Origin of the sequence: Haloarcula sp. CBA1115 (genome assembly GCF_000827835.1) — an archaeon.
GTDB classification, from domain to species: domain Archaea; phylum Halobacteriota; class Halobacteria; order Halobacteriales; family Haloarculaceae; genus Haloarcula; species Haloarcula hispanica.
Genome location: NZ_CP010529.1, coordinates 2394111 through 2420418 on the forward strand (window position 1 = coordinate 2394111; position 26308 = coordinate 2420418).

Below are 26308 nucleotides of genomic sequence, written 5' to 3' on the forward strand. Positions count from 1 at the left end.
ATCGATGTCCGAACGCCATCAGCAGGTCGAAGACGCGATTGTCGCCCGACGAGACCGGGTCAACGACGCCCTCCCCGAGGACCTTCCGGTGCAGAAGCCGGACCACCTCTACGAGGCGTCGCGTTACCTGCTGGACGCGGGCGGGAAACGGCTCCGCCCGACGGTCCTGCTGCTGGTCGCGGAGTCGCTGCTCGACGTCGACCCGCTGACGGCAGACTACCGTGACTTCCCGACGCTCGAGGGCGGGCAGGCCGATATGATGTCGGCCGCCCTCGCTATCGAGGTCATCCAGACGTTCACGCTTATCCACGACGACATCATGGACGACGACGCGCTCCGACGCGGGGTGCCCGCCGTCCACAAGGAGTACGACCTCTCGACGGCGATTCTCGCCGGCGACACGCTGTACTCGAAGGCGTTCGAGTTCCTGCTCGATACGGGCGCGGCCCCCGAGCGGACCGTCGAGGCGAACAAGCGACTCGCGACGACGTGTACCCGCATCTGCGAGGGCCAGTCCCTCGACATCGAGTTCGAGCAACGCGACGTCGTCACGCCCGAGGAGTACCTGGAGATGGTCGAACTCAAGACGGCCGTGCTGTACGGCGCGGCCGCCTCGATCCCGGCCACGCTGCTCGGGGCCGACGCGGAGACCGTCGACGCCCTGTACAACTACGGGCTCGACGTGGGGCGTGCGTTCCAGATTCAGGACGACCTGCTGGACCTGACGACGCCCTCTGAGAAACTCGGCAAGCAGCGCGGGTCCGACCTCGTCGAGAACAAGCAGACGCTGGTGACGCTGCACGCTCGCCAGCAGGGCGTCGACGTGGGCGACCTCGTCGACACGGACTCTGTCGAGGCCGTTTCGGAAGCCGAAATCGACGACGCCGTCGAGCGTCTGCGAGAGGTAGGGTCAATCGAATACGCCCGCCAGACCGGGCAGGACCTCATCGCGAGCGGCAAGCAGAACCTCGAAGTCTTGCCGGACAACGAGTCCCGGTATCTGCTCGAAGGCATCGCGAACTACCTCGTCGAGCGCGACTACTGAGCGCTCCGACAGTCCGTTTTTCCCGCGTCCTTCGACCCTGAACAGTGCTGGTCAGCAACTAAGACCGGTCAGCCCCTAGGCAGTCGTGTGACTCGGTTCCTCCTCTACGGCGGCAAGGGCGGCGTGGGCAAGACCACAGTTGCGGCGGCGACCGGTCACCGGCTGGCAACAGCGGGCCACGAGACACTGGTCGTCTCCACCGACCCCGCACACTCGCTGGCCGACGCCGTCGAAACCGACGTCGGCGGCGACCCGACGGAAATCAAGTCGGGGCTATGGGGTGTCGAGATCGACCCACAGACCGGTATCGACCGCTACCGGTCGCTGTTCGAGGCGCTGGCGTCGGAGTTTGCTGACGCCGGCATTCGGATGGACGAGGACGAAATCGCCGACCTGTTCACGACCGGCGTGATGCCCGGCAGCGACGAACTGGCGGCCATCGAGGGCATGGCGACGTACATCGAGAGCGACCGCTGGGACCGCGTGGTGTTCGACACTGCGCCGACCGGCCACACGCTCCGCCTGCTCGACCTCCCGTCCGTGATGGACCGCGGCGTCGCGACGGCGATGGACCTCCGGGATCAGGTCCGCCGGAAGGTCAACACCGCCCGGACCATGATGTTCGGCCCGATGGCGAACCGGCGCGACGACGGCCCGGACGACTTCACCGCGATGCGCGAGCGGATGGAGCGGGTCGGGATGGTCCTGCGGGACCCCGAACAGACGGCGTTCCGGGTCGTCACGATTCCGGAGACGATGGCCGTCCGCGAGACGGAGCGCTTGGTCGGGAAGCTCCGGGAGTTCGAGGTGCCGGTGACGACGCTGGTCGTGAACAAGGTCATCGAGGACGCCGGCGACTGTCAGCGCTGTCAGGGGAAGCAGGTGGTACAGCAAGAGTCTATTGCCGCGCTTCGGGAGTCGCTGCCCGACCTTGACGTGTGGACGATTCCCGACCAGTCCGGCGAGGTGACTGGTATTAGCGCGCTGGACAGGGTTGCGGAGTCTCTGGTGGATGTGAAGTGACCTGTAAAGACGAGCATCCGCGCGAGCGAAGGGAGCGCGGTTCACCGGAACCGAACTTAGTGAGGTTCCGGCCTTTTTCGCCCACGTTTTTCAAGGAGTGGTGGCGAGCATCGCGAGCCACCCGACGATGAAAAAGGTGGTCCGACGGCGTTTTGACCCTCCCAGTCGCAGGTCCCGGTAATGGACGACGAGCTGCGAGACCGAATCACGGAGGCGGCGGAGACGAACGCGCTCCTCAACGCGGTCAAACACGACAGCGAGGCACAGGTCGGGGCGATCATGGGGCCACTCATGGGCGAGAACCCGGAGTTCCGCGAGTACGGCGACGAGATTCCGGGCGTTATCGCCCCGGTCGTCGAGCGGGTCAACGGCATGGATGCCGAGGAACGCCGTGAGCGGCTGGCGGAGTTAGCGCCGGACAAACTCGAAGAACTGGAGAGCGAGGACGAGGGTGAAGACCACCCGCTGCCGGACCTGCCCAACGCCGAGGAGTACGACACCGTCCGGATGCGCGTCGCGCCAAACCCCAACGGGCCGTGGCACATCGGCCACGCGCGGATGGCCGCTGTCGTCGGGACGTACAAACAGCGCTACGACGGGGAGTTCATCTGCCGCTTCGACGACACCGACCCCGAGACCAAGCGGCCGGATCTGGATGCCTACGACGCAATTCTGGACGCAATCGACTATCTCGGCTTCGAACCGGACGACGTGGTCAACGCCAGCGACCGCGTCGAGACGTACTACGAGTACGCTCGCAAGCTCATCGACAAGGGCGGGGCCTACACCTGCTCGTGCCCGCAGGGTGAGTTTTCGGACCTGAAGAACAACGGCGAGGCCTGCCCCCACCGGGAGAAGGACGCCGAGACCACGCGCTCGGAGTTCGAAGCGATGGTCGACGGCGAGTACGACAGCGGCGAGATGGTGCTGCGGGTCCGGACCGACATCACCCACAAGAACCCCGCGCTGCGAGACTTCGTCGCCTTCCGGATGGTCGACACGCCCCACCCGCGCGAGGCGGCCGAGGAGTACCGCTGCTGGCCGATGCTGGACTTCCAGAGCGGGCTCGACGACCACCTGCTTGGCGTCACGCACATCATCCGCGGCATCGACCTGCAGGATTCCGCGAAACGCCAGCAGTTCGTCTACGACTACTTCGGCTGGGAGTACCCCAAGGTCATCCACTGGGGCCACGTCCAGGTCGACGAGTACGACGTGCCCCTCTCGACGTCAAGCATCGCCGAACTCATTGAGGACGGCGAACTGGCGGGCTGGGACGACCCCCGCGCGCCGACCGTCGCCAGCCTCGAACGGCGCGGCATCCGCGGCGAGGCCGTCGTCGACGCGATGATTCAACTGGGCACGTCCACCTCCAACGTCGATCTGGCGATGTCGTCGATCTACTCGAACAACCGCGACCTCATCGACGACGACTCGGACCGGGCGTTCTTCGTCCGGAACAGCGACGACCACGGCGGCCTCGTCGAGCGGCAGGTCGTCGGCGGGCCGGACGCCGGCGAACCGCCACTGCACCCGGACTTCGAGGAGCGTGGCCGCCGCGAGATTCCGGTAACCAGCGGGGTCGTCGTCGAGGGTGACGACCTACCGAGCCACGGCGAACGGATCTGGCTCAAGGGGTACGGCTGTGTCCGCCACACCCGCGACGCTTTCGAGTACACCGGCGACGACATCGACGCCGTCCGCGAGGAGGGCGTCGACGTGATTCACTGGGCACCGGCTGATGGGCCACAGGTCCGCCTCCGGACGATGGACGGCGACGTGTCAGGCGTGGCCGAACCGGGACTGCGCCACTACGACGCCGACGAGGTGGTTCAGTTCGAACGCATCGGCTTCGCCCGCCTCGACGAGGTCGCGGACGACCCGGACACGGAGTCCGTCGCGTACTTCACCCATCCCTGAGGCCGCCGTCACGACGACTCTGCGGTCGGTTCTTCGCCCTGTGTCTCGATCTCGACGCCGCTGAACTCGAACTGGGCGCCGCCGTCCTCGCTGTCGGTAATTTTCAGTTCCCAGCCGTGGGCCTCGGCAATCGTCTCGACTATCGACAGGCCGAACCCGGTGCCGTCATCGTTCGTACTGTAGCCCGATTCGAGAACGGCGTCGCGCTGGTCCGGCGGAATCCCCGGACCGTCGTCGGCGACGTAGAAGCCGTCCGGCGTGGCTCCGAGCGTTATGGTGACCGCCCCTGCCCCGTCGGCCGCTGGCCCGGATTCGGGAGTAGCACCGTCTCTGCCGTGTTCCACAGCGTTTCGTACGAGGTTCTGGAACAGTTCGACGAGGCGGTCGGGGTCGGCCAGTACGCGCTCCGGCGGGTCCCGAATCCGGCGCTCGGCCGCGCTCGTTGGCGCGGCGTCCCACGCTCGAGCGAACGTGTCTCGGAGCGACACCGGTTCGGGGTCGCCGATGTCACGCCCCTCGCGGGCCAGCGTCAGGGTGTGGTCGATGAGCGTCTCCATCCGATTGAGGGCGTCCGTTGCGGCCGTTATCGACTCGCGTACGTCCGCCGAAGCGTCCTGTGACGCCAGTTCCAGATGGCCGCTGGCGACCTGCAAGGGGTTCCGGAGGTCGTGGCTGACGAGGCTGGCGAACTCGTCCAGCCGCTCGTTCTGGAGTTGGAGTTGTCGCTCCCGCCGCTTCTGGTCGGTGATGTCCGTGATGACGGAGACGCTACCGACCACAGAACCACTGAGGCCGCGAATCGGGGCAGCAGCGAGGCTCACGTCGACGTGGCTCCCGTCTTTTCGCTGGAGTTCCGTTTCGTGGCCTGCCAGACGCTCGCCCTCGAGTACCTGCGCATGAAGCTCGATGGTCTGCCGTCGATTTTCGGCCGGGATAACGGGGACCGTTTCGCCCAGAACCTCGTCCGCAGACCAGCCGAACAGCTCTGTCGCGGCGGGGTTCCAGACCTCGACGACCCCGTCGGTGTCCATCGCCACAATCGCGAGCGGGGCGGCCTCGACGAGCGTCTCTAGGCGCTCGGTCGTCACTGCGAGTTCGGACTCGATTTCCTTTCGCTGTGAGATGTCACGGACGATGCCGACGCGGCCGGACTCACCGCTGGCCAGTTCGATGTCCGCCGCATCGACTTCACAGGGGACCTGTTCGCCGGACGCGGTCCGGATCAGGAACTCTCCCGGCTCGTCGTCCATCGGTTCGGTTTCCATCTGTCCCAGCACCGTCTCGAAGCGTTCGCCGACGAGACTGTCCTCGACGGTACCGACCAGTTCGGCGAACGGGTCGTTGTACGTGACGAACCGGTCGTGCTCGTCGAGGACGTAGACGGGTTCGCTGACGCCCTCGAAAATCGTCTTGTACTGCGCCAGCCGCTGTTCGCGCTGCTTCCGCTCCGTGACGTCCCGGAGGACGACGAGCCGGCCGACGAGCCCGTCGAACCGGTTGGTAAACGGTGACACTTCTAGTTCGACGAACCGCTGCTGGCCGTCCACGGAGAGCGCGAGTTCCGACCAGTCTGACTGCCCACTGTCGTCGACCGCGACTTTGTCCCAGGTTGGGATGACGGCGTCTACTTGCTGGCCCACGAGCGTTTCCTCGGGGCCAGCGAGGAGGGTTTCGGCCGCTGGGTTCGCGTGGCTGATACAACCGTCGACGTCCAGAACGAGCGTTCCATCGCCCATCTGCTCGACGATGGTCTCCTGGGCGGCTGGCACCGGGTCGAGTGTCTTGAACGTGTAGAGCCCGGTCGTCATCGCTATCCCGGAGACCCCCCAGGCGAAAATCGTGGCGTCTTCGGGTATCTGTAGGAAGTACTGCTGGGTCAGCGCAATGGTCCAGGGAGCCAGCGCCGCGACGAGGACGGCAGCGGCCTGTGTTCGGTACAGGTGTCGCGAGCGGACGAACAACTGAACGAGAACGACTGTCCCGGCGAGTGCCGCAATCAGAATCGTCGCCATGTGGGCGACGAACACCGCTGTGAGGCCGGTCCCGGGCGTCACCACCAGCGACCCCACGGAGCCGCTGGGCGGGAGGTCGAACAGCGATACGCCCGGAAAGACGAGCACGGCCATCAGCATCAGTAGATCAAGCGACAGTAGCCCGACGGCCCGGCGCGTCACCGCCCGGTCGAAGTCGGCGTACTGCAACGCGGCGTGCAGCCAGGAGATGGCGACTGCACCCTGCGCGATGGTCGCGACCTGTCGGGCAAGCAACTGGGTCGACAGCGTCGTCGCGGTGATGTCGACGGCGTAGCTGGCAGCACCGACTGACAGAGCGAGGTGAAACACCACCATCGGCGTCCCGCCAGGGTCCTCCCGCTTGCGCCACGCGAGCAGTGAAAACACCGCGGAAAGGCCCGTCAGGACCCACAGGGCCGTCACGAAGCGGCCGTACATCGTTCCAGTAACGATACTCCTATTCCCACTTTATCTTATCGATAGATGGGTATTATTAGTAAAAAATACGCTTGCCTGTAGTCGGTCTCCTCATTACCCGAATCATACCTTCTAACCCGACTGGGGCCTACTTGCAGTGGTTATTTTAAACTCTCGATGAGCTGAATTACTGTTTGTTGTCATATACCATGGTTAGTAAGATTTTTTACGAACTGCAACACTAGTGTCAAATGGGCACGAGGTGATGGCCAATGGCACTGCCAACAACCACACCGAGTTCCTGGATGCGCGGTCTTGACCTCCCGTCCCGCCTACTCGAAACCGGTAGCGACGACTACGAACTGTACGAAGAGGACGACGAGTTCGTCCTCAACGTCGAGCTCCCGGGCTTTGACGTCGAGGACATCGACGTCTCCTGGGACGACGGCATGTTGAACATCGCCGCCGAACGTGAGGACGAACAGCGCGGCGAGCGTCGGACGTACCACCGACGCTTCCGGTTCCCGAAGCGGGTCGACGACGAGGGTATCGCCGCGAACTACACCAACGGTATCCTCAAGGTGCGCCTGCCCGTCGAGGTAGGCGCGACGGCCCGCGGCAAGCAGATCGAGGTCGAAGGCTGACCGTCGGGCCACAGGCGTACCGCCCGAGAACCGAGCTTTTTCGCTTCGTTCAGAACGATGCAACTGACTGTCAGGCCACTCAAGAACAGAGAGCCGGGGAGTGGGATGGCAGTCATCGACCGGCAGCCTCCGGCGGACAGCGAGTTCAGCAGCGGTGACTTCGTTCGCCTGCAGGAACGCAGCAGTGACCAGTCGGCTATCGCGACCGTGTGATCCAGCGACTGTGGTGGCACTGGTCGGTGCTGAGGCGTCGTTGGACGCCCGCGATGCCGACGCCTCGCTCGACCACGGCGTCGAGAGCGAATAGCGTCGGGCTTATGTCCGCGACGGCCCGACTGTAGCCCGTGACAGATACCGCTCCCGAGTCGGTAACCGTCCAGCGGGATATCCCGTTCCACGAGATGGACGGCGTGACGCTGACGCTTGACCTGTACGACTCGCCAGCGGCCAGCGGCCCGAAACCGGTTGCCGTGCTCGTCCGCGGCGGCGCGTTCACGTCCGGCGACAAGGGCGAGTTCGCACGGCACGCGCTCGACCTCGCGGCGGACGGCTTCCTCGTCATTGAGCCCCAGTACCGCCTCGCGCCGGAGTGGACGTTCCCGGCGGCGTTGGTCGACGTGAAAGCCGCTATCGAGTGGGCCAGAACGGAGGGCGAGAGCTACGGCGCGGACACTGACCACATCGTCGGCGTCGGCCACTCGGCGGGCGCGAATCTCGTTGTCTTGGCAGCGCTGACGGCGGATGAACCTGGTTTCGAACCCGAACTGTACCCCGGCGCGTCCTCGGGACTGTCGGCTGTCGTCGGCTACGCCGGCATCTACGACTTCCACGCACTCGATAACGCCGCTGACGACGAAGCCGACGCGCCCCACCGCGCGTATCTCACCGGCGGACCCGACGACGAACCCGCGGCCTACGACCTCGCCTCGCCGGTCGGGCAGGTGAACACCGACGCCCCGCCGACGCTGTTGCTCCACGGGACCAACGACGACGTCGTCCCGCCAGCCCAGTCCGAGCTACTGGCCGACGCGCTCGGGCCGATGACCGATGTCGTCCACGAGACGGTGCCGTCGGATCACGGCTTCCCCTTCCACGGGGCGAACTACGATGACGTGTACGAACGGACCGTCGAGTTCATCCGGCGGGTCGGAGTCGGCGGTCCGGATACCGGTGACGCGGCCGGTGCAGGCGAGAGAACCGGCTTGCCCGGCGGCAACCTGCCGGGACCGGCCGACCGTATCGATGATCTCGGACCGGGGGACACTCGGGCCCGGATCGCCGCGACGGCCCCGGATTCTGACGGTCAGGTCGAAAAGTTAAGTAGCTCCCAAAAGTGAGATAAGATACCAATGGCCATAGATCCGGAGTTCGAGGAGAACCGCGACGTTGTCGAACAGCACGACGGACACGACGTTTGGGGGCCGGTCGACGAACCCGAGGAACTGGGTATCCACGGGACACACGTCGCCGTCGACTTCGATATCTGCATCGCCGACGGCGCGTGTCTGGAGGATTGCCCTGTCGACGTATTCGAGTGGGTCGACACGCCGGATCATCCGGAGAGCGAAATCAAGGCCGACCCCGCCCACGAGGAGCAGTGCATCGACTGCATGCTCTGTGTCGACGTGTGTCCGGTCGATGCCATCGACGTGGACCCGGGCCGCGCCGGTCGCATCTGAGCTATCGGACCCCCTGTTTCCGCGGGATTACAGCATTCCACACCCTAAATATAAACGCCCCATAGCTGTCAGGCTGTCGTCATACAGCGTGTTACCTGGATTCTACAACCCCTGAGACAGATACGCCTACCTGTCATACAGATTTGTAAACATACATTTATTATAGATTCTTGTGTGAGATACACTCACGAGGGTCGTGATACCATGCACACAGTCGTTATGACGAAAGGCGTTCCGGACTTCCGCGAGGGACAGGTATCGTTCGACGAGGATGGCCATCTCGAACGCGGGAAGACACCGACGGTGATGAACCCCAACGACAAGCACGCGCTTCGGGCGGCGTTCCAGACGAAAGTCCGCAACGGGGGGCACGTCTCGCTGATGAGCATGGGGCCGCCGGGATACAAAGAGGTCTTACAGGAGGGGATGCGGGACGTGTACGCCGACGACCTCTATCTCCTCTCGGACCGCGAGATGGGGGCCGCAGATACGTGGGCCACTGCGATGACTGTCGCCACTGGCCTCCAGAACCTCGACGACCAGCCGGACTTGGTGTTTGCCGGGTTCAAAACTGCTGACGGCGAGACGGGTCACACCGGCCCACAGACCTGCTGGTGTCTGGACTGGCCGATGATTACCCACGTCGTCTCGCTCGACATCGACGAGGACGCCGGTACCGTCCGGGCCAAGCGGCTGGTCGATGGCGACATCTCCGAGATCGAGACGGTCGAAGCGCCGATGCCGTGTTTCATCGTCGCTGACCCCGAGTTCGAACCGACCTACCGGAAGGCGAGCCACCGGCTGAACCACAAGGACCTCCGAGAGGAGACCCAGAAGCGGGCCGAAGAGTACGAGGACTATCTCACGGTCTGGGACCACGAGGACCTCAATCTCGACCCGGACTACATCGGGCTCGACGGATCCCCGACCATTGTCTCCGGTGTCGACCCGATTCCGAAGGCTCCCTCCGAGCGTGAGGCGACGATTATTGAAGCCGACGACAGCGAGGCGCTGGAGCCGATACTGGACGAACTTACGCCGTACGCGGTAGGTGACTGACCATGCCTGACATCGACCCCACGGAACACGAGATCGCCGAGCTAGGCCCGAAAATCAAGGACGTCGACGACGCGGACGAACTGCGGGCGATGCTGGCGCTGGAGGAAGACGGCGAGGATCGAGTCCCGGTCAAGACGCTCATCGAGGACCGCATCGAGAAAGTCGAGGACGAGGGCGACGGCGAGATGGACCCGGAAACCGTCGACCTCGCTGACCTCACGGTTGCCGACGTGGCGAACATGGTTCGAGAGGTCGACGACGGCGACGTGCTCAGAGACCTGCTCGAACGCGAGAAAGCGGGCCAGGACCGCAAGACGGCGAAGTCCCAGATAGAGAGCCGCATCGGGTCCGTCGAAGGGACCGAGGAAGCCGAGGGTGAGGAGACGGCGGAAGTCGAGTACGTTCCGCCGGAGGAGAAGTATCCCGAACTCGACCACCCGACCAACGACAAACAGTGGGTCGAAGGGACCGTCGGGGCAGAGTACCGCGACATGTGGGTGTACTGCGAGACCCAGGCCGGCGAACTCGTCGACGTCTCGAAGGAGATGCTCGGGAAGGCCCGGGAACTGATGGACACCTACAACGAGGACTACGATGAGGACGAGCGCGTGGTCGCCGTGCTCATCGGGGCCGACGCGAGCGACCACGTCGAGGACGTCATCGCCTACGGCGCGGACCTCGTCGTCTACCACGAGGACCCCCGTCTAGAACGGTTCCGTCACCAGCCATACACCGAAATCTTCTGTGACATGGCCCGGTCCGGTGGAGAACTGGCTGCGGAGGGCCGCGAAGAGGTGGCGTGGAAGGACTACCACGAGCCGCGCTACGCTGTCTTCCCGGCGACGAACAACGGCCGGGACCTCTCGGCGCTCGTCCAGGGTGAACTTGACTCCGGGCTGGCGTCGGACTGCTCGGGGCTGTACATCGAGAGCGCGATGATCTCCAACCCCGCGAAAGTCGGCACCGCCGGTGACAAGAAGGAGTTCGAACGGGTGTTGCACATGAAGCGCCCGGACTTCTCCGGGTTCGAGTACTCGACGATTCTCTGTATCGACAAGCCCAACCGGGACTTCCACCCGCAAGGGGCGTCGGTGATTCCGGGGAGCTTCGAGATGCCTGACCCAGATTACGAGCGCGACGGCGAGGTCGTCGACTACGAGATGGACCTCGACGAGGACTGGTTCAAAGTCGAGGTCGAGGAGTACGACCGCCTCTCGGGCGGTGTCGACCTCACCGGCAACGACGTCATCGTCGCCGTGGGTCGTGGTATCGGCGACGACCCGACGCGGGGCATCGAGCAGGCGCTGGACCTCGTGGACGCCTTCGAGGACGCCGACCTGGGGCTCTCGCGGGGCGTCATCACCTCGTCGTACTCCTTCGACGGTCACGTCGAGCAGTACGTCACCGAGGAGCGCCAGATCGGCGAGTCCGGACAGGAGGTCGAACCCGACGTGTACATCGCGGCGGGCATCTCCGGCGCGATCCAGCACAAGGTGGGCTGTGACGAGTCCGATACAATCATCGCCGTCAACACCGATCCGGATGCCGACATCCGGGACTTCTCGGACTACCTCATCGAGGGCGACCTGTTCGAGGTGCTCCCGCGGTTGACCGAGGCCGTCGAAGCCGGTGAACTCGGTGCGATGATGGAGGCCAGCGATGACTGACGCCTACGAGGAGTACGAGGCGGTCGTCGTCGGTTGCGGACCGGGCGGAGCGGCCGCGGCGGCGACCCTCGCACGGAACGGCGTGGAGACGCTGGTGCTCGAACGCGGCGTCGACGCCGGCTCGAAGAACGTCTCGGGCGGGCTCATCTACGCGGAGGAGTCGGCCCCTTACACCATCGACGGGCTGTTTCCCGACTTCCGCGAGGAAGCGACGGAGCGGCCGGTGACGGAGAACCTCATCCACAACATCGCCGGCGACAAGGTGAAATCCTTCGACATCGGCGACCTGCACCACCACGACACGGCGTGGGCCGACGCGGTGTTGCGCCGGAAGATGGACTCCTGGCTCGCCCAGCAGGTCCACGAGCGCACCCGGGAGACCGGCGGCGGCCTGCTGACCGAGGTCCACGTCACCGGCCTGCTCCGCGAGCGGGGCGAAATCGTCGGCGTGACGACCGAGGAACTAGACCCAATCAAAGCCGACCTCGTGGTGGCGGCCGACGGCGTCAACTCCGAACTCGCCCGGGACGCCGGGCTGATGGACTGGGAAGAGCCCGAGGAGTGGTTCCAGGGCGTGAAGGCGGTCGTCGACATGGAGCCCGAGGTCATCAACGACCGGTTCGACGTGGCTCCCGACGACGGCGCGGCCCACCTGTTCTCGGGCGACCTGTTCGACGGCGTCCGTGGTGGCGGCTTCCTCTACACCAATGAGTCCTCGCTGTCTATCGGCACCGTGTTCCACCTCGATTCTATCGCTGAGGAACGGGCGGAGCCCCACGAACTGCTCGACAGCCTGCTCACGCATCCGCTCATGGCCCAGTGGCTCGGCGACGAGTACGACGAGCGCGAGTACAGTGCGAAACTGGTTCCGGACTCGAAGAAGGCGGCCCATCCCTCCCCGCACAAGGACCGCCTCGTGCTGGTCGGCGACGCCGCCGGTCAGATGCAGGCTCAGGGCCCCATCATCAAGGGGATGAACCACGCGGTCACCGCCGGGGCGCTGGCCGCCGAGGCGTTCGCCGACGCGAGGGCACGCGGGGACACGTCTCAGGCCGGCAAACTGTACGAAAAGAAACTCCACGACGAGGGCGTGATGGACAAGCTCCGGCCAACCGGATACAAGGTGTTCGGACAGCTCGGCGAACTCGGCCCCGTCGACGACCTCTCGAACGCTATCGCCGAGTCCGCCGTCGGCCGGTTCGGGGTCCGCGCGGCAGGCGGACTGCTCGAACGGGCCTACTCGTCGCCGCGCATGGTGTCGATGATCCCCGACACCAAACTGCCCTACGTGACGCTGCCAACGGTCATCGCGGAGGAACTGGGCGAGCCCGTGACCGACGAGAACACCGTCTCGCCGCCGGACCTGGCCGACCGTATCGGCGACCTGACCTACGACGTGGGCGACCCGCACATCGAACTGGTCGACAAGTCCTTCGAGGCCTCGGGCACCGCCGTCACGGCCTGCCCGGTCAGCGCCGAGGACTTCGGCGGTGGCTGTTACCGCGACGAGATGGTCCAGACCAACGGGACCAAGGAACACCTCGTGAGCCTCGATACCCAGCCCTGCGTCGAGTGTGGCACCTGTGCCATCGTCGCCGACACCGAGTGGGAACACCCCGCCGGCGGCAAGGGCGTCGAGTTCAAGCAGGGGTGACCTGTTCGGTGATGAGCGGCCAGTACGACGACCGGATTCGGGCGCTCTCCCGCCGGGCCGAGCAGGTCCACGAGTCGCTGGACCCCGACCCGCCGGACGAGGAGCGAGCGATGGAACTGTTGCGTGAGGGGTTCGGTCCAACGGTGGCTCTGTACTGCGAGGCCCGGACCGGCGGGTCGTGGGTCCGGTTCTCCGAAGCGGAGTTTGAGCGGCTCGAACGGACGATGAACGACTGGCTGGACTGCTACGCCGCCTGCTACGGCGTGGAGTTAGCCGGCACCTACAGCGTCAGAGCGGCCGCAGAACTGCTCGTCGACACGCATAACGCCCGTGACGTGGCAGTCCTTCTGACCGGCGTTCCGGAGCAGTAGCGACCGTTTACTGGGAAGTACATGGTTTTTGATAAAGGATTAAGTACTGTCTCGTGGTAGCAGATACCATGGAGTTAACAGAGCCACTGCAGTTCGACCACGAGGACCGACGGGACATCTACGAGTACATCGAATCGCACGGGTCAGTTGAGCCACGAGCCGCACGGACGTCGCTGCAGATGGACCCGCGCCCGTTCGGCCATCACGTCGCGATACTCAAACGGGACGGCGTGCTGGCAGAAATCGACGGGGAACTCCGCATCGCGTACAACGACACCGTCGAGGAGGAGTTCGAGGCCGACGACATCGAGTTCACCATTCGGCAGGCCCGTCAGGAGGACCTGACCGGCCTTGTCGGGGCCATCCGAGCCGCTATCGGCGGCGGCGAGTACGTCGACGCGGAGACCGTCGCCGACGTGGTGGACAGCGAGGGCGTGCTGCTCCGGCACAACGAACTGGAGTCGCGCATCTTCTTCGTCGCCTGCATCGACGACGACGTTGTCGGGTGGGTCCACCTCAAACACCCTGAAGTGGAGAAACTCAGCCACACCGCAGAGCTAACGCTGGGCGTGCTTGACCGCTATCGGGGTCACGGCATCGGCTCCCAGCTGCTCGCCCGGGGCACCGAGTGGGCGGCGTCGAACGGCTACGAGAAGCTGTACAACTCTGTCCCATCGACGAACGAAGACGCGATCGAGTTCCTCGAAGGCCACGGCTGGGACACCGAAGCCGTCCGTGAAGACCACTACAAGTTCGGCGACGAGTACGCCGATGAGGTGATGATGGAGATCGACCTGTAGCGCGCTACGTCCGCCCCAGCGCCCGAATCGTCGTTCGAGCAAGCTCCCCGTCGACCTGCTGTGGCACAGTTAGCAGAAGCCGGTCGATGACAGCCCTGTCCGCAATTCTATCCCGTTTCTCCTGTGCCTGTTCCGGCGTCCCGGCGATGCCGAGGTCAGCCGTCATCTCGTCAGTGACGAGCTCCGTCGCCTCCCCGCGGTCACCCGCTTGCCAGGCGTCGGCGATGCGCTCCGCCCGGTCCGGATACGTCTCCGCGACAGCCCGGCGATACCCCTCGCCGCTGCCGACGTAGTAGGCGATGTGCTGACGGAGTTCCTCGGTCGCCCGCTCGGAATCCTCGTGGACCACCGCCGGCACGTACGGTGCGACGGTAATCTCGCTCGGGTCGCGGTCGGCATCGCGTGCCGTCTCCACGATGTAGTCGAACGCCGACTCCAGTTCGGAGAACGGGATCATGTGTGGGAGCCAGCCGTCGGCGAGTCTGGCGACGACTCGCCTGTTCGCCGGCCCGAGCGCGGCGTGGTACACCGGCACGTCGCGGTCTAGCGGCGGAACCCCCCTCACCGACGCAACCTCGCCGTCGTGGGTCACCCGCTCGTCGCTCGTCATGAGCTGTTTGACGATGTCGATGGTTTCGTGGGCGCGACGGACCGGTCGCTCGAACTCCATGCTGTGCATGTTCTCGATGGACCGGGCTGTACTCGTTCCCAGGCCCAGCACCGCTCGCCCGTCTGAGACCCTGTCGAGGGTCGTCGCTGTCATCGCCAGCACGGCCGGCGACCGCGAAAAGACGTTGAGTATCGCGCTGCCGATTTCGATGTCCTCTGTCCGTGTCGCAATGTCTGTGAGTTCGACGACGGAGCTGGCACCCCACAGTTCGTTCAGCCAGACCGAGTCGTAGCCCCAGTTTTCGGCCTCGACAGCCAGGTCGATTGTGCTGTGGTCCTCGACGCGTGGCACGACGACTCCCAGATGCATGGTGTAACCGACCGCTGGAACCCTAATAAAGAATCGTGTTGATAACTCGAAGCTGTTCTTCTCTACTCCGGCAGGCTCACTCCTGGCCGATCATGCGCTCCTGTTCCTGCCAGTACTCCTCGCGGAGTTCGTACTTCTGGATTTTCCCAGTCGCCGTTTCAGGAAGCGAGTCCCGGAAGTCGATGCCTGCGGGGACCTTGTAGCTCGCGACGCGTTCCCTGAGAAATTCGAGAATATCCTGTTCGGTCACGTCGCTGTCGGCCGTCGGAACGACAATTGCCATCGGCGTCTCGCCCCAGTCTTCGCTCGGAGCCGGAATGACTGCGGCTTTCAGGACATCGGGGTGATCGTACAGTTCGTCTTCCAGTTCGATAGAGGAGATGTTCTCGCCGCCGGAGATGATGATGTCCTTCCGGCGGTCCATGATCTGTATCATCCCGTCCTCGTCCCACGTCGCGAGGTCGCCGGTGTGGAAGTACCCCTCGACGCGGTCGTTGAACGCCTCCTCGGTAATCTCGGGCTTGTTGAGATAGCGGTCCATCACCTGGTTGCCCTGCACCACGACCTCGCCGATGGCCGTCCCATCGTGTGGCACGTCGGTGCCGTCCTCGTCGACGACCCTGATGTCGGTACACAGCGCCTCGGACCCCTGCTTGACCTTGAGTTCACGGCCCCGTTCGGCGATGCGCCGCGGGGAGTTGCTGGTCGTGATGATCGGGGCCGTCTCGGTCAGGCCGTAGATGTGGATGATGCGCCAGCCGAACTCGTCTTCGACGCGTTCGATAGTCGCCGTCGCCGGCGCGCTCCCGGCTGTCGCGATCCGCACGTCGCGGTCGCCCTGTGTCACGACGTCGCCGTCGTTAGCCCGGTAGTGCTGGATGAGTTTGTTCAGCACCGTCGGCGCGCCGCACATGAACGACACGTCGTACTCACGGACCCGGCGGAAGGTGTCCGCGGCGTCGAAGGTCCGCTGACAGACGTGGGTGCCGCCGGTCCCGGTGATGGCGTAGGTGTGGCCCCAGCCGTTGCAGTGGAACATCGGGAGCGTCCAGAGGTACGTGTCGTCGTCGCGTATCTCCATGTGCTGATTGAGCACCAGCGCGTGCCAACTCTCGGTCCGATGGGTTCTGACCACGCCCTTCGGGTCCCCCGTCGTGCCGGACGTGTAGTTGATGCTGGCGTCGTCGTCCTCGGCCATGTCCGGCCGGTCCGGTTCGGCTGTCGGCTGCCCGTCGAGGATACCGCTGTAGGCTTCCCATTCCCCGTCGATACGGTCGGGCTCGTAGCCGATGAACGTCTCCGCAGGGATGTCGTCCCGTACTGGCTGGACCTTCTCTGCGAAATCGTAGTCAGCGATTACCGTTGCGGCTTCACAGTCGTTCAGAATATACTCGATTTTCGCGGGATCGAGCCGGTAGTTCAGCGGGACGAACACCGCGCCGAGTTTGTTCGTCGCGTACAGCGTCTCGATGAAGTAGTGTGTGTTCGGCGCGAGGACGGCCACGCGACTCTCCTTCGAGACGCCCCGCTCCGACAGTGCGTGTGCCAGCCGATTGACCCGCTCGTTTACCTCAGCGTACGTGTACTCGGTACCGTCATGGGCGACAATACCGGTTACGTCGTCGTAGATGTCCGCTGCACGGTCGATGAAGTCGGTGGTGAGCATCTCGCGTTTCATGATAACATGCCTCACTTGTCGTATTCAAACCCAATTATTATTATATTTTCTTCGTGAACGGTTGACAGCCCTGATTAAATACCTTCGTGTGAACTACTACGGCTATCGGGAGAACAACAGTCTACGGCCACTCGTCCTCGTGGCCGTCCATCGGCGCGGGGACGACGCCGTCCTTCTGCGCCCAGACACGAGCGTGGTCCGGACACACTTTGCGGTTGGCGTCCCAGGGGATGTGGAGTTCGACCGCGGCCTCGTTCTCGCAGTCGTCCTCGGCACACCGAGTCATAGGAGCGCGACGGCGACCATGGTGACCAGTATCGACGCGGTTAGCAGGGCCTGGACGACGCCGGAGGCCAGCATTCCGGCGGTCGTCACGAGCGCGGCCTTCGCGCTCCCGCGAGCGTCCTCCTGCCGGTAGAACTCGACGACGAACACCGTGCCGGCGACCCCCAGCAGGATGCCGAGCGGGCCGGTGACGAAAAAGAGGACGAGCGCCACGAGGCCGGCCAGCACCGCCGTCCAGTTCGACGCCCCGCCGACGCGTGCGGCGACGGCACCGCCCGCTATGTCGACGGCCCACGTCAGCAGGCCGACCAGCGTCAACAGGACGAGCAGGACCGTCCCGGGTTCGGTCATCCCGCTTGCGACCCAGTAGAGATAGACGCCGGCGAGCGAGACGAGCGCGCCGGGGACCTGGGGCGTAAGGCTACCGATGACGCCGCCGACCAGGAGCACAAACGCGAGTACAAACAGCAGCGTTTCGAGGCCGAGCAGGCTCATTGGTGTCTATCGAGTTCCTCCTGTACCCAACCGTCGCCGTACAGACGCGTCAACCTTTCGACTATTCCGCCCAGCGTTCGCATACACTCCCGCTCAGAGACGAACGCCAGTTCCTCGGTAACGGCCGGCCACGGCTGCGCTTGCAAGACCTTTCGGACAAGCAGGCGCTCCTCCCGTGGCGAAAGCGCGGCTGGGTCGGCCGGGTCTGAGAGGTGTCGCCGGCTGAGTTCACGGAACGGCTTCGGGTTCGTGTCGAGAACCGACGCACCGCCGGGGACGCCGGCAACTAGCCGCCATTCCCACTCAGAGAGGGAGAGGGACGGTTCGCTGTCAGTCGCTCGTAGCACTGCCCGAACCACGTCGGGGTCGCAGTCGTCGAGCGAGTCTGACAGCACCGCCGCGATGCGGTCCTGAAACCATCCACCGTGTCGGGTCGAGAGCGCCGCCCCGTCGTCGGAACAGGGGTCCAGCATCACGACGGAGTACTCGCCACTGGTCGCGTTCCGCGAGGTGGCGAGGTGCACGGTACTGTAACCGTTGTCCGCCCAGAAGCGGACGAGTTCCGGCGTCGCACCGTAGCTGACCCCAAGCCAGTCCACTTGGTCGGCGAACTCCGTCTTGATTTCCGAGAGGAGTTCGGAGCCGAGCCCGCGGGACCGGACCGCGGCGTGGGTCGCGATGCGGAGGACCCGCTGGCCGACCGGAATCCCGGCGGCCTCGTCCCGGAGCTGCGTCGACAGCACGTCCGGGAGCATGTTCCCACGGACCCGCCCGCCCTCGTACATCGTGGCTCGCGTGTCTGCCGAGAGCCCGCCCTCCTGTGCCAGCAACGCCACCGCGACGACGTGGCCCCCGTGGGTCAGCGCCCGAACGGTGAGATTGGGCGCGTCGAGCAGCCGGGCCAGGTCCGAGGGTTCCGTCCGGTAATGTGCCAGCACGAGCAGGCCGAAGACCTCCCGGAGCAGGTGTTCGTCGGCGAGCAGGTCAGCCGTCGAGAGCCGGCGATACTGTACGCTCTCCGGCGTCGCATCCGCGATGAGTTGGTCGGCTGGCGGGCGGGCGTCCAGCAACAGCGCCCGGAACGCCCACACCTCCACGGGGTCGGCGTCGCTGTACCTGATCGGTGTCATCATCGACACGTCGGTAACCGTGTGGTCGCTCTCCGCGAGTCGATCCCGGAACCGCACGGAGAAGCCCCGGCCCGCCCCCTCGTAGCCGTGGACGGTCGTGGTAAAAGCGACCGCCGGAGCATCGAGGTACTGTTCGAGTCGCCGGACCGGCAGGGCCGCGGCCTCGTCGACGATGACCACGTCGGGGTCGTCCGGAAGTGCCGCGGCTTCGTCCGGCGGTGCGTACCACACACAGCCCGCCCCTGCAACGTCGAGCCGCTGTGGTCCGGATGCCTGGTCGCGCGTGAAATCAGCGCCGAGCGCCTCCAGCAGGTGTGCCGCCCGGGTGAACACCTCGCCGGTGCTCCGGTACTGCGGCGCGGTCACCAGTACGTCCCGCCCCTCGACGGCGAGGTTTCCGGCGGCCAGTCCGGCGGCGCTGGATTTCCCCCGGCCGCGGTCGGCCTCGACCACGACTGCCTCGCCCTCGTTCCGCAGCGTCTCGAACGCCTGGACTGCGTCCCGCTGGTCGTCGGTGAGACACTGGGCGTAGGTCTCGGAGCGGAACCACGAATCAGCGGGCGGTGTCGGTGCCGGAACCGGGCGGCTCGGTGGCGGGTCCGTCAGGCCGTCCTGCTCTATTGTGTCTGTGTTGGCGTCCACGATGGCGATGCCCCGGTGCGCTCGCAGCGTTTCGACGAACCGCTGGCGGAAGTGGCCGGTCACGTCCTCGACCCTGAACGGCGGGACCGCGAGGGAGCCATCGAACCCGTCCCGCTCCTCGGGCCATCGGTCCAGCGGCGGCGCGAGGAGAACGTAGAGGCCGCCGCCGTCGACCGCGCCGACGGTCCGCCCGACCGCGTCCGGCCGCAGTTCCTCGTGCGCATCGACGACGACGGCCGTCCGGGTCCGCCCGAGGAGTTCCTCGGCGCGGGACTGCTCGTGGTGTTCACAGTCGAGGAACGGCTCCGGCCCGACGACGGTCGTCTCAGCGCTGGGGATATCCGCAGCGTCGAGGGCTGCCCTCGCTCGCTCCCGCGTCCGGTCGGGGTCGCCCGCCAGCACGAGCAGTCGCCGCTCGTTTGCGCGGCGGGCCTCGGCTCGGAGCGAGCGCGCGATGTCCATACCGGTGGTGGCGGACGCGCCAGTATGGACTTGACGGTCACGGCGCTATCGAGGTACGCTTTTACCGGATCGGACACAGTCGCCGGCATGGCACCCCTCCAGACCCCGCTCTGCTCTGCGATAGGTATCGACCACCCAGTCGTACAGGCACCGGTCGGGAGCGTCTCCACACCGGCACTGGCTGCGGCAGTCGCGGACGCGGGCGGCCTCGGGATGCTGGCGATGTCGTGGCGCGACGCCGACGCGATCCGTGATGCGTACACGGCGGCCGCGAGCGCGACCGACGGCGTGGTCGGTGTCAACGTCGTCCTCGACGAGTCGACGGGCGTCCTGTTCCCGTCGGCCTGTCTCGACGCCTGTCTGGACGCTGGCGCGTCGGTGGTCTCCTTCTCCTTCGGCGATGCTGGGCCGTACATCGATCGGGTGCACGAGGCTGGCGGAACAGCACTGGTAACGGTCGCCAGCGCCGCCGAGGCCAGGGCTGCCGTCGATGCCGGTGCCGATATCGTGGTCGCGCAGGGCCGGGAAGCCGGCGGCCACGTCCAGAGCGACGTGACGACTTTCGCCCTGCTCCCGCGAGTGGCCGACGCCGTCGACGTACCCGTCGTCGCGGCCGGCGGTCTCGGCGACGGTCGCGGCCTCGCGGCGGCGCTGACACTTGGGGCTGACGGCGGCTGGTTCGGCACTCGGTTCGTGGCGACCACAGAATCGGGGGCACACGAGACCTACCGGGAACGCATCGTCGACGCGCCCGAGACGGCGACGCGGTTCACCGAACTGTTCGACCGGGGCTGGCCGGACCAGCCACACCGGGTACTCGAAACTGATGAGGTCAGGCAGCAGGCCGGTGCCGATTCAGGTGGGGAAAGCGACGGTAGCGATTCCGAACAGATCGCACAGATGCCAGACGGCGAGCCGATCAGTCGGCTTGCTGATATGCCCCCGCTTGCGGGCATGACCGGCGACGTCGAAGCCCTGCCCCACTACGCCGGTCAGAGCGCCGGCCTCGCACAGAACGTTCGGCCCGCCGGTGAGGTGGTTGCCCGTCTTGTCTCCGACGCGAGGGCTGCGCTGGCCGATGCGTCGGCGGCCGTAAAGTAGGCAGACCCACCGACAGCACCCGTGTGCCGGCCTGGCACGCGATTTCGGCTTCGAAAGCGCTTTTAGGGCCGGTGGCACAGAATGGGGTACAGCCTGCGCCGAGTTGATGATGCTCCCAGCCTTTTCAGGATACACACCATCACGGTGTGACGGGCCCCGCGGCCCGGACACGGCGGGGGAGCCTGAGCTCGCGCGCAGGAGGTGAACATACAAATGCCAGTATACGTAGATTTCGACGTTCCCGCGGACCTCGAAGACGACGCCCTCGAGGCGCTCGAGGTCGCCCGGGACACAGGCGCTGTAAAGAAGGGTACAAACGAAACGACCAAGTCCATCGAGCGCGGCTCCGCCGAGCTCGTCTTCGTCGCCGAAGACGTCCAGCCCGAGGAGATCGTCATGCACATTCCGGAACTCGCCGACGAGAAGGGTGTCCCCTTCATCTTCGTCGAGCAGCAGGACGACCTCGGACACGCCGCCGGGCTCGAAGTCGGCTCGGCCGCCGCAGCCGTCACCGACGCCGGTGAGGCTGACGCCGATGTCGAGGACATCGCCGACAAGGTCGAGGAGCTTCGGTGAGGTGACCTCGGATGAGCGCTGAGGAATCCGAAAGCAGCGGTTCCACGCCCGCCGAGGTTATCGAAGTCGTGGGCCGGACGGGGATGCACGGCGAGGCCATGCAGGTCAAGTGCCGCATCCGCGAAGGCGAGAACCAGGGGCGCATCATCACGCGCAACGTTCTCGGTCCGGTCCGCGAAGGTGACGTGCTCCAGCTCCGCGAGACGGCTCGCGAGGCCGACACCATCGGAGGGCAGTAACCATGCCCCGGACACGCGAATGTGACTACTGCGGCACAGACATCGAACCCGGCACGGGCACGATGTTCGTCCACAAGGACGGCGCGACCACGCACTTCTGTTCCTCGAAGTGCGAGAACAACGCCGATCTGGGCCGCGAGGCCCGCAACCTCGAATGGACCGACACTGCCCGCGGCGAAGCCGGTGCGGTCGAGACAGAGGTTGAAGACGAAGCTGAAGAGGCGGAAGCAGAGCCGGCAGCTGATGCCGAGGAAGCTGACGCAGACACCGACGAGGAAGCGGCTGCGGACGAAGCTGACGCCGACGACGCTGACGAGACCGACGCGGACGAAGACGTCGAGGACGAAGAAGCCGAGGAGGCTGAAGCGTAATGTCCGAGCACGAGCGCACGTTCGTGATGGTCAAGCCCGACGGCGTCCAGCGCGGCCTCATCGGGGACATCGTCTCCCGTTTCGAGGACCGCGGCCTGAAGATGGTCGGCGGCAAGTTCATGCAGATCGACCAGGAGCTCGCTGAGGAGCACTACGGCGAGCACGAGGACAAGCCGTTCTTCGACGGGCTCGTCGACTTCATCACCTCCGGTCCCGTGTTCGCGATGGTCTGGGAAGGTCAGGACGCGACCCGGCAGGTCCGCACCATGATGGGCGAGACTGACCCGGCCGAGTCGGCTCCCGGCACCATCCGCGGCGACTACGGCCTCGACCTCGGTCGGAACGTCATCCACGGCTCCGACCACGAGGACGAGGGCGCAAACGAGCGCGAAATCGAGCTGTTCTTCGACGAGGACGAACTCGTCGACTGGGACCAGATCGACGCGCCCTGGCTGTACGAGTAACGACAGATCGGCTGTCGCGTTTTTTCGAGCACAACCACCTTGAGGGCGGCGTCCGTACCGCTCAGTATGAGCCTGACGCTCTACCAGCTCGACGGCTGTCCGTACTGCGAGAAGGTCGCCGACCGACTGGACGAACTCGACATCGACTACGACAGCGTCTGGGTCGAGGCGCTGCACTCAGAACGTGACGAAGTGAAGCGGGTCTCCGGCCAGCGGGGCGTCCCGGTGCTGGTCGACGACGACCGCGGGGTCACGATGGCCGAGTCCGAGCGCATCCTCGAATTTATCGAGACGACCTACGCGCCCGAAGCCCAGTCGGTGTAGAGGTAGCGGGCGGCCGCGCCGAGGCTCGCAAATATCAGTGGGAGGAAGAACATCAGAATCAGGAGCCACAGCACCGCTGGCGCGGCCTGTCCCTCGCCCCCGCCGTCGAACATAACTGTCCGGACGAATACGAAGCTCCCGATAAACCCAGTGACGACGTAGCCAAAGCCGATGCCGGTCCCGACGAGCGCCGCCTCTTCGAGCAGGCTGTCCGACCGGGAATCGCCGCGGTAGCGTTCGAACAGTGCGCCGACGGTGAGCAGCGAGACGATTGGTATCAGGAAATAGACGATAGGGGGGATGCTCGCGTTCTCAACACCGTACAGGACGTTCCGCGCGGCCGAGCCGTACACCTCGGCACCTGTCGCAGTCACCAGTGTCGGCACATGATGGGCGTTGTACAGCACGAACCCGTACTGGATCAGCCGGTCCGACAGCTCCTGCAGGCCGACCTCCGGCGGGCCGACGAGAAACAGCAGCGTGACGAGCAGATACTCGACAGCCAGCGTCCCGGCGGCGACGCCGGCAGCCCGGAGCCACGGAAACGTTCGGAGGCTCTCAGCTAGCAGGTGACTCTCCGGCTGTGGCTGCTCGGCAGCGGCGGTCGGTGGCTCGTCCACCAGCGACTCGTCGACCGGCGCCCCGGCCCCCTCGTTGTCCGCCTCGTCGGTCCCGTGTTCAGTCACGTCTAGCCGTATCAACTTCAATGACGGAAAAAAGGGTTCCGGTGGTCGCTACTCCGACTCGAAGTCGAGCGCCGCGCCGTTGATGCAGTATCGCTTCCCGCTCGGCTCCGGTCCGTCGTCGAATACGTGGCCTAGATGACCGCCACACTCGGCACAGACGACTTCCGTTCGCTCCATCCCGTGGCTGTTGTCCGCCTGTGTCTCGACGTTGCCTTCCTGATACACGTCCCAGAAGCTCGGCCAGCCAGTCTCCGATTCGAACTTCCTGTCGCTATCGAACAGTTCTGTCCCACAGCCGGCACAGGTGAACACGCCCTCGTCTTCTACGTCGATGAGGTCGCTGCTGAACCGCGGCTCTGTTCCGGACTCGCGGAGGATTCGGTACTCCTCGTCGGAGAGAATTTCGCGCCACTCTTCGTCGTTGTCCGGGAGTTCTCCTTCGGATTCACTCATGCGCCACCGTATGCACCCCAGCGGTAAAAACGTGAAGCCAGGGGTGGGATTTGAACCCACGAACTCTCGATTACAAGTCGAGTGCTTGGACCACCCAAGCTCCCCTGGCGCGGTTGCATACCTGCGTTGTGTGGGGACCGTTTAGAGAGTATCGTTTTCGGTCGGCTTTTCGAGCTCGATCCGGTGTGGTGCGTAGCCGTGTGCTCGGTAGAACTGTCGGGCGGATTCGTTGTCCGCCATCGCCTCCAGCGCGAGGATATCCGCACCGGCTTCGCGAAGTAGTTCCTCCGCCGTATCGAGCAGTTCGCTACCGACTCCCTGACTCCTGTGGACCGGTTCCACGAAGATGTTCTCGATGATACCCCGCGTCTCGTCTTGTTCGTACCGGCCGCTGTCGATGGTCACCATGACGAACCCGACGATCTGCCGGTCTATACGGGCGATACGGACGTTCTCGGCGACAACGCGCTGTACGACAGTCTCCCGGACCGCAGTCCGGTTCCGGTCCCCGAACAGATGTGACCCGTGGGTACGTTGGCTCTCCGCCAGTCGGACCCACAGGTCGACGATGGTGTCCACGTCGTCCATCGAGGCGGTGGCGATTTCCACGGTGGTGCTCCGTGTCGTACGGTCAAAACAGTTCGGCTACGCCGCCGTATCCGTCCGCTGTGAGAGGCGGGGCCGGCTGGCGTGGGTCAGACGTCACGACAGTCCGCACAGAGGAGTTGCCCGTTGAACGACGCCAGGTCCCGTGTAAACGTGCTACAGGCGGAACAGATGCCCTGATTATCGAACGAATCCTCGACGGCGGACTGCATCCCGTCGGTGGTGGCTTCCTGCCCAGTTGTCGCAACCGGCGAGGGCTGTTCGACGACGTCTGTCGACTCGCTCTCTAATCGTGCAGTCGAGAGGATATCGTGCTCAGTCAGCGTCCCGAGCGGCTCTCCGTCAGCCGTTACTAGGAGGAACTCGGCGGACCGTGTCGCCATTCGGTCCCGGGCCGCCGGGAGTCCAGCATCGGGGCCAATTGTCGGAATGGATTCACGCATCACGTCGCCGACGGTGGCAGTCTCCGGGTCACCGCCGTCGACGATGTATGCCAGTACGTCTCTGTCCGTCGCGACACCGACCGGTTCGTTCCCCCGTAACACGAGAATCGGATGCTGGTCCTCTCGGATCAGCAACTCCGTCGTTTCGAGGAGGTCGTCGGACTCGCTTGCGCCGACGTACTCTCTGTTCATAACCTCCCGCACAGTGACCTCACCGTTCATGTGTCTAAGTACCACACGACCGGTCTAAAAGATACCTCCACTACGTTTATATCGCGTGGTTCACAACTTACTCGGTTGTCTCGGTTTCGATGGTAACGGCCTCGCCAGTCGCCCGACAGGTCTCTAACGCGTGCTTGGCGTCCATCCCGGCCGTAGCTGCCGTCCGCCCGCGTCCGACACCGACTTTCAACTCTACATCGACCGCGTCACGGACGTGGTTGATTGCGTCGTGGTAGTCCGCCTCGTCCAGGTCCGGACAGACCGCGATGACGTTGTCGCCGCCGACGAAAAACGACAACGAGTCGTGGGCTTCGCGCATATACTTCATGAGCGCCGCGTACCCCTGCTCGATCTGGATGAACGTGTCGAACTCGTTGAGCTGGTCGGTGTACTTCTCGGTGGCGTCGTCGACATCGAAATGCGCGAGTTGCACGTCTGTGGGCTTCCGGAACTCCTCGTCGATCGTCTGACCGCGTAGCACTTCTCGCCGGCCCTTGTCCTGTGCGCTACCGGCCTCCTGTAGCTGCTCTGTTGCCGTTCCCAGCGCCGAGACGGGTGTCGTTCCCGTCGCGACCGAGAGGCTCATCGTCACCGGGTAGCGATTGCCGACGGACTCCTGAATGAGTGCGTGTGCCGCCTCGTCCAGTCCGTTCGTCACGGCGATCATGTTGTCGAACCGCGAGAAGAAGATGTAGCCGTCGCGGTTCCCGAACAACTGTGCGAGGTCAGCGTACAACCGGGACTGGAGCGTCTGCAGGTCGACTTCACGGCGGGGCTCAGGCGTCACAGTCCACGGCCCGTAGTTATCAATCTGTATATGGGTGATCTGGGTGTTGGTCACTGTCCATCGTTCGTTTAGAA

29 protein-coding genes and 1 tRNA gene are annotated in these 26308 nt (G+C 65.0%); 18 read left to right on the plus strand and 12 right to left on the minus strand.

Going from position 1 to position 26308, the window contains the following annotated elements; translation table 11 throughout:
• The first annotated feature begins 4 nt into the window (after positions 1–4).
• The 3 genes from idsA3 (at position 5) to SG26_RS12035 (ending at position 3988) form a co-directional block, all read left to right on the plus strand.
• Complete coding sequence (idsA3, locus tag SG26_RS12025) at positions 5–1045, plus strand: geranylfarnesyl diphosphate synthase (RefSeq protein WP_014039767.1); 1041 nt, start codon at positions 5–7, stop codon at positions 1043–1045.
• Positions 1046–1132: 87 nt separating this feature from the next.
• A complete protein-coding gene (locus SG26_RS12030) occupies positions 1133–2068 on the plus strand; it encodes an ArsA family ATPase (RefSeq protein ID WP_050037683.1) in 936 nt (311 codons plus the stop codon).
• Between the two features lie 180 nt (positions 2069–2248).
• Positions 2249–3988: a glutamate--tRNA ligase gene (locus SG26_RS12035; RefSeq protein WP_050037684.1), complete on the plus strand. Its 1740-nt coding sequence runs from the start codon at positions 2249–2251 to the stop codon at positions 3986–3988.
• An 8-nt stretch (positions 3989–3996) separates the two neighbouring features.
• Here the strand turns inward: SG26_RS12035 and SG26_RS12040 are convergent, their stop codons facing one another.
• Positions 3997–6438 (minus strand): PAS domain S-box protein, encoded by a 2442-nt coding sequence (locus SG26_RS12040; RefSeq protein ID WP_050037685.1) that lies wholly within the window; start codon positions 6436–6438, stop codon positions 3997–3999.
• 251 nt (positions 6439–6689) lie between these two features.
• Between SG26_RS12040 and SG26_RS12045 the strand changes: the two genes are divergently transcribed.
• From SG26_RS12045 to SG26_RS12080, 9 genes are all read left to right on the plus strand, one after another.
• Positions 6690–7061: an Hsp20/alpha crystallin family protein gene (locus SG26_RS12045; RefSeq protein ID WP_023843159.1), complete on the plus strand. Its 372-nt coding sequence runs from the start codon at positions 6690–6692 to the stop codon at positions 7059–7061.
• Positions 7062–7118: 57 nt separating this feature from the next.
• Entirely contained in the window at positions 7119–7274 is a 156-nt protein-coding gene (locus SG26_RS21150; RefSeq protein WP_154020795.1) for a hypothetical protein, read from the plus strand.
• A 131-nt stretch (positions 7275–7405) separates the two neighbouring features.
• Complete coding sequence (locus SG26_RS12050) at positions 7406–8398, plus strand: alpha/beta hydrolase (protein ID WP_255355517.1); 993 nt, start codon at positions 7406–7408, stop codon at positions 8396–8398.
• A gap of 12 nt (positions 8399–8410) precedes the next feature.
• Positions 8411–8740 (plus strand): ferredoxin family protein, encoded by a 330-nt coding sequence (locus SG26_RS12055; RefSeq protein WP_004593526.1) that lies wholly within the window; start codon positions 8411–8413, stop codon positions 8738–8740.
• A 204-nt stretch (positions 8741–8944) separates the two neighbouring features.
• Positions 8945–9799, plus strand: coding sequence for an electron transfer flavoprotein subunit beta (locus tag SG26_RS12060; RefSeq protein WP_050037686.1), 855 nt, complete (start codon positions 8945–8947; stop codon positions 9797–9799).
• 2 nt (positions 9800–9801) lie between these two features.
• Positions 9802–11466 carry an electron transfer flavoprotein subunit alpha/FixB family protein gene (locus SG26_RS12065; RefSeq protein WP_050037687.1) on the plus strand — a complete coding sequence of 555 codons (1665 nt, stop codon included), beginning with the start codon at positions 9802–9804 and terminating at the stop codon, positions 11464–11466.
• On the plus strand, positions 11459–13120 hold the full coding sequence (locus tag SG26_RS12070; RefSeq protein ID WP_050037688.1) for an FAD-dependent monooxygenase: 1662 nt from the start codon (positions 11459–11461) through the stop codon (positions 13118–13120). The genes SG26_RS12065 and SG26_RS12070 overlap by 8 nt, the downstream gene beginning before the upstream one ends.
• A gap of 11 nt (positions 13121–13131) precedes the next feature.
• Positions 13132–13491: a hypothetical protein gene (locus tag SG26_RS12075; RefSeq protein WP_044951721.1), complete on the plus strand. Its 360-nt coding sequence runs from the start codon at positions 13132–13134 to the stop codon at positions 13489–13491.
• Positions 13492–13559: 68 nt separating this feature from the next.
• A complete protein-coding gene (locus tag SG26_RS12080) occupies positions 13560–14291 on the plus strand; it encodes a GNAT family N-acetyltransferase (protein WP_014039779.1) in 732 nt (243 codons plus the stop codon).
• 4 nt (positions 14292–14295) lie between these two features.
• On the opposite strand, the gene SG26_RS12085 is transcribed toward SG26_RS12080, so the two are convergent.
• From SG26_RS12085 to tmcA, 5 genes are all read right to left on the minus strand, one after another.
• Positions 14296–15270 carry an LLM class flavin-dependent oxidoreductase gene (locus SG26_RS12085; protein ID WP_050037689.1) on the minus strand — a complete coding sequence of 325 codons (975 nt, stop codon included), beginning with the start codon at positions 15268–15270 and terminating at the stop codon, positions 14296–14298.
• Between the two features lie 76 nt (positions 15271–15346).
• Positions 15347–16948: a class I adenylate-forming enzyme family protein gene (locus tag SG26_RS12090; RefSeq protein ID WP_050037690.1), complete on the minus strand. Its 1602-nt coding sequence runs from the start codon at positions 16946–16948 to the stop codon at positions 15347–15349.
• 121 nt (positions 16949–17069) lie between these two features.
• Complete coding sequence (locus SG26_RS21640) at positions 17070–17234, minus strand: hypothetical protein (protein WP_175055156.1); 165 nt, start codon at positions 17232–17234, stop codon at positions 17070–17072.
• Entirely contained in the window at positions 17231–17728 is a 498-nt protein-coding gene (locus SG26_RS12095) for a DUF456 domain-containing protein (RefSeq protein WP_050037691.1), read from the minus strand. Before SG26_RS12095 ends, SG26_RS21640 begins: the two co-directional genes overlap by 4 nt.
• Positions 17725–19962, minus strand: a complete 2238-nt coding sequence (gene tmcA, locus SG26_RS12100; protein ID WP_050037692.1) for a tRNA(Met) cytidine acetyltransferase TmcA — start codon at positions 19960–19962, stop codon at positions 17725–17727. The genes SG26_RS12095 and tmcA overlap by 4 nt, the downstream gene beginning before the upstream one ends.
• Before the next feature lie 87 nt (positions 19963–20049).
• Here tmcA and SG26_RS12105 point away from each other — a divergent pair, with 87 nt between their 5' ends.
• The 6 genes from SG26_RS12105 (at position 20050) to SG26_RS12130 (ending at position 23037) form a co-directional block, all read left to right on the plus strand.
• Positions 20050–21063 carry a nitronate monooxygenase family protein gene (locus SG26_RS12105; RefSeq protein WP_050037693.1) on the plus strand — a complete coding sequence of 338 codons (1014 nt, stop codon included), beginning with the start codon at positions 20050–20052 and terminating at the stop codon, positions 21061–21063.
• Between the two features lie 213 nt (positions 21064–21276).
• Positions 21277–21639 (plus strand): 50S ribosomal protein L7Ae, encoded by a 363-nt coding sequence (rpl7ae, locus tag SG26_RS12110; protein WP_004593501.1) that lies wholly within the window; start codon positions 21277–21279, stop codon positions 21637–21639.
• An 11-nt stretch (positions 21640–21650) separates the two neighbouring features.
• Entirely contained in the window at positions 21651–21878 is a 228-nt protein-coding gene (locus tag SG26_RS12115; protein WP_004516764.1) for a 30S ribosomal protein S28e, read from the plus strand.
• A gap of 2 nt (positions 21879–21880) precedes the next feature.
• Complete coding sequence (locus SG26_RS12120) at positions 21881–22249, plus strand: 50S ribosomal protein L24e (RefSeq protein ID WP_014039785.1); 369 nt, start codon at positions 21881–21883, stop codon at positions 22247–22249.
• Positions 22249–22713 (plus strand): nucleoside-diphosphate kinase, encoded by a 465-nt coding sequence (ndk, locus tag SG26_RS12125; RefSeq protein ID WP_008310318.1) that lies wholly within the window; start codon positions 22249–22251, stop codon positions 22711–22713. The genes SG26_RS12120 and ndk overlap by 1 nt, the downstream gene beginning before the upstream one ends.
• A gap of 66 nt (positions 22714–22779) precedes the next feature.
• Positions 22780–23037, plus strand: a complete 258-nt coding sequence (locus tag SG26_RS12130; protein ID WP_014039786.1) for a glutaredoxin — start codon at positions 22780–22782, stop codon at positions 23035–23037.
• On the opposite strand, the gene SG26_RS12135 is transcribed toward SG26_RS12130, so the two are convergent.
• The 6 genes from SG26_RS12135 to SG26_RS12160 all read right to left on the minus strand — a co-directional run bounded on the left by SG26_RS12135 (position 23010) and on the right by SG26_RS12160 (position 26288).
• Entirely contained in the window at positions 23010–23723 is a 714-nt protein-coding gene (locus SG26_RS12135) for a hypothetical protein (protein ID WP_014039787.1), read from the minus strand. The two genes, SG26_RS12130 and SG26_RS12135, sit on opposite strands and share 28 nt — an antisense overlap.
• Before the next feature lie 48 nt (positions 23724–23771).
• Positions 23772–24176: a peptide-methionine (R)-S-oxide reductase MsrB gene (msrB, locus tag SG26_RS12140; RefSeq protein ID WP_014039788.1), complete on the minus strand. Its 405-nt coding sequence runs from the start codon at positions 24174–24176 to the stop codon at positions 23772–23774.
• A 35-nt stretch (positions 24177–24211) separates the two neighbouring features.
• Positions 24212–24285, minus strand: a tRNA-Thr gene (locus tag SG26_RS12145).
• A gap of 32 nt (positions 24286–24317) precedes the next feature.
• Positions 24318–24785, minus strand: coding sequence for an N-acetyltransferase (locus SG26_RS12150; RefSeq protein ID WP_014039789.1), 468 nt, complete (start codon positions 24783–24785; stop codon positions 24318–24320).
• Between the two features lie 86 nt (positions 24786–24871).
• Positions 24872–25447, minus strand: a complete 576-nt coding sequence (locus SG26_RS12155) for a CBS domain-containing protein (protein ID WP_050037694.1) — start codon at positions 25445–25447, stop codon at positions 24872–24874.
• Positions 25448–25514: 67 nt separating this feature from the next.
• Positions 25515–26288 (minus strand): GTP cyclohydrolase III, encoded by a 774-nt coding sequence (locus tag SG26_RS12160; RefSeq protein ID WP_014039791.1) that lies wholly within the window; start codon positions 26286–26288, stop codon positions 25515–25517.
• Positions 26289–26308: the final 20 nt, after the last annotated feature.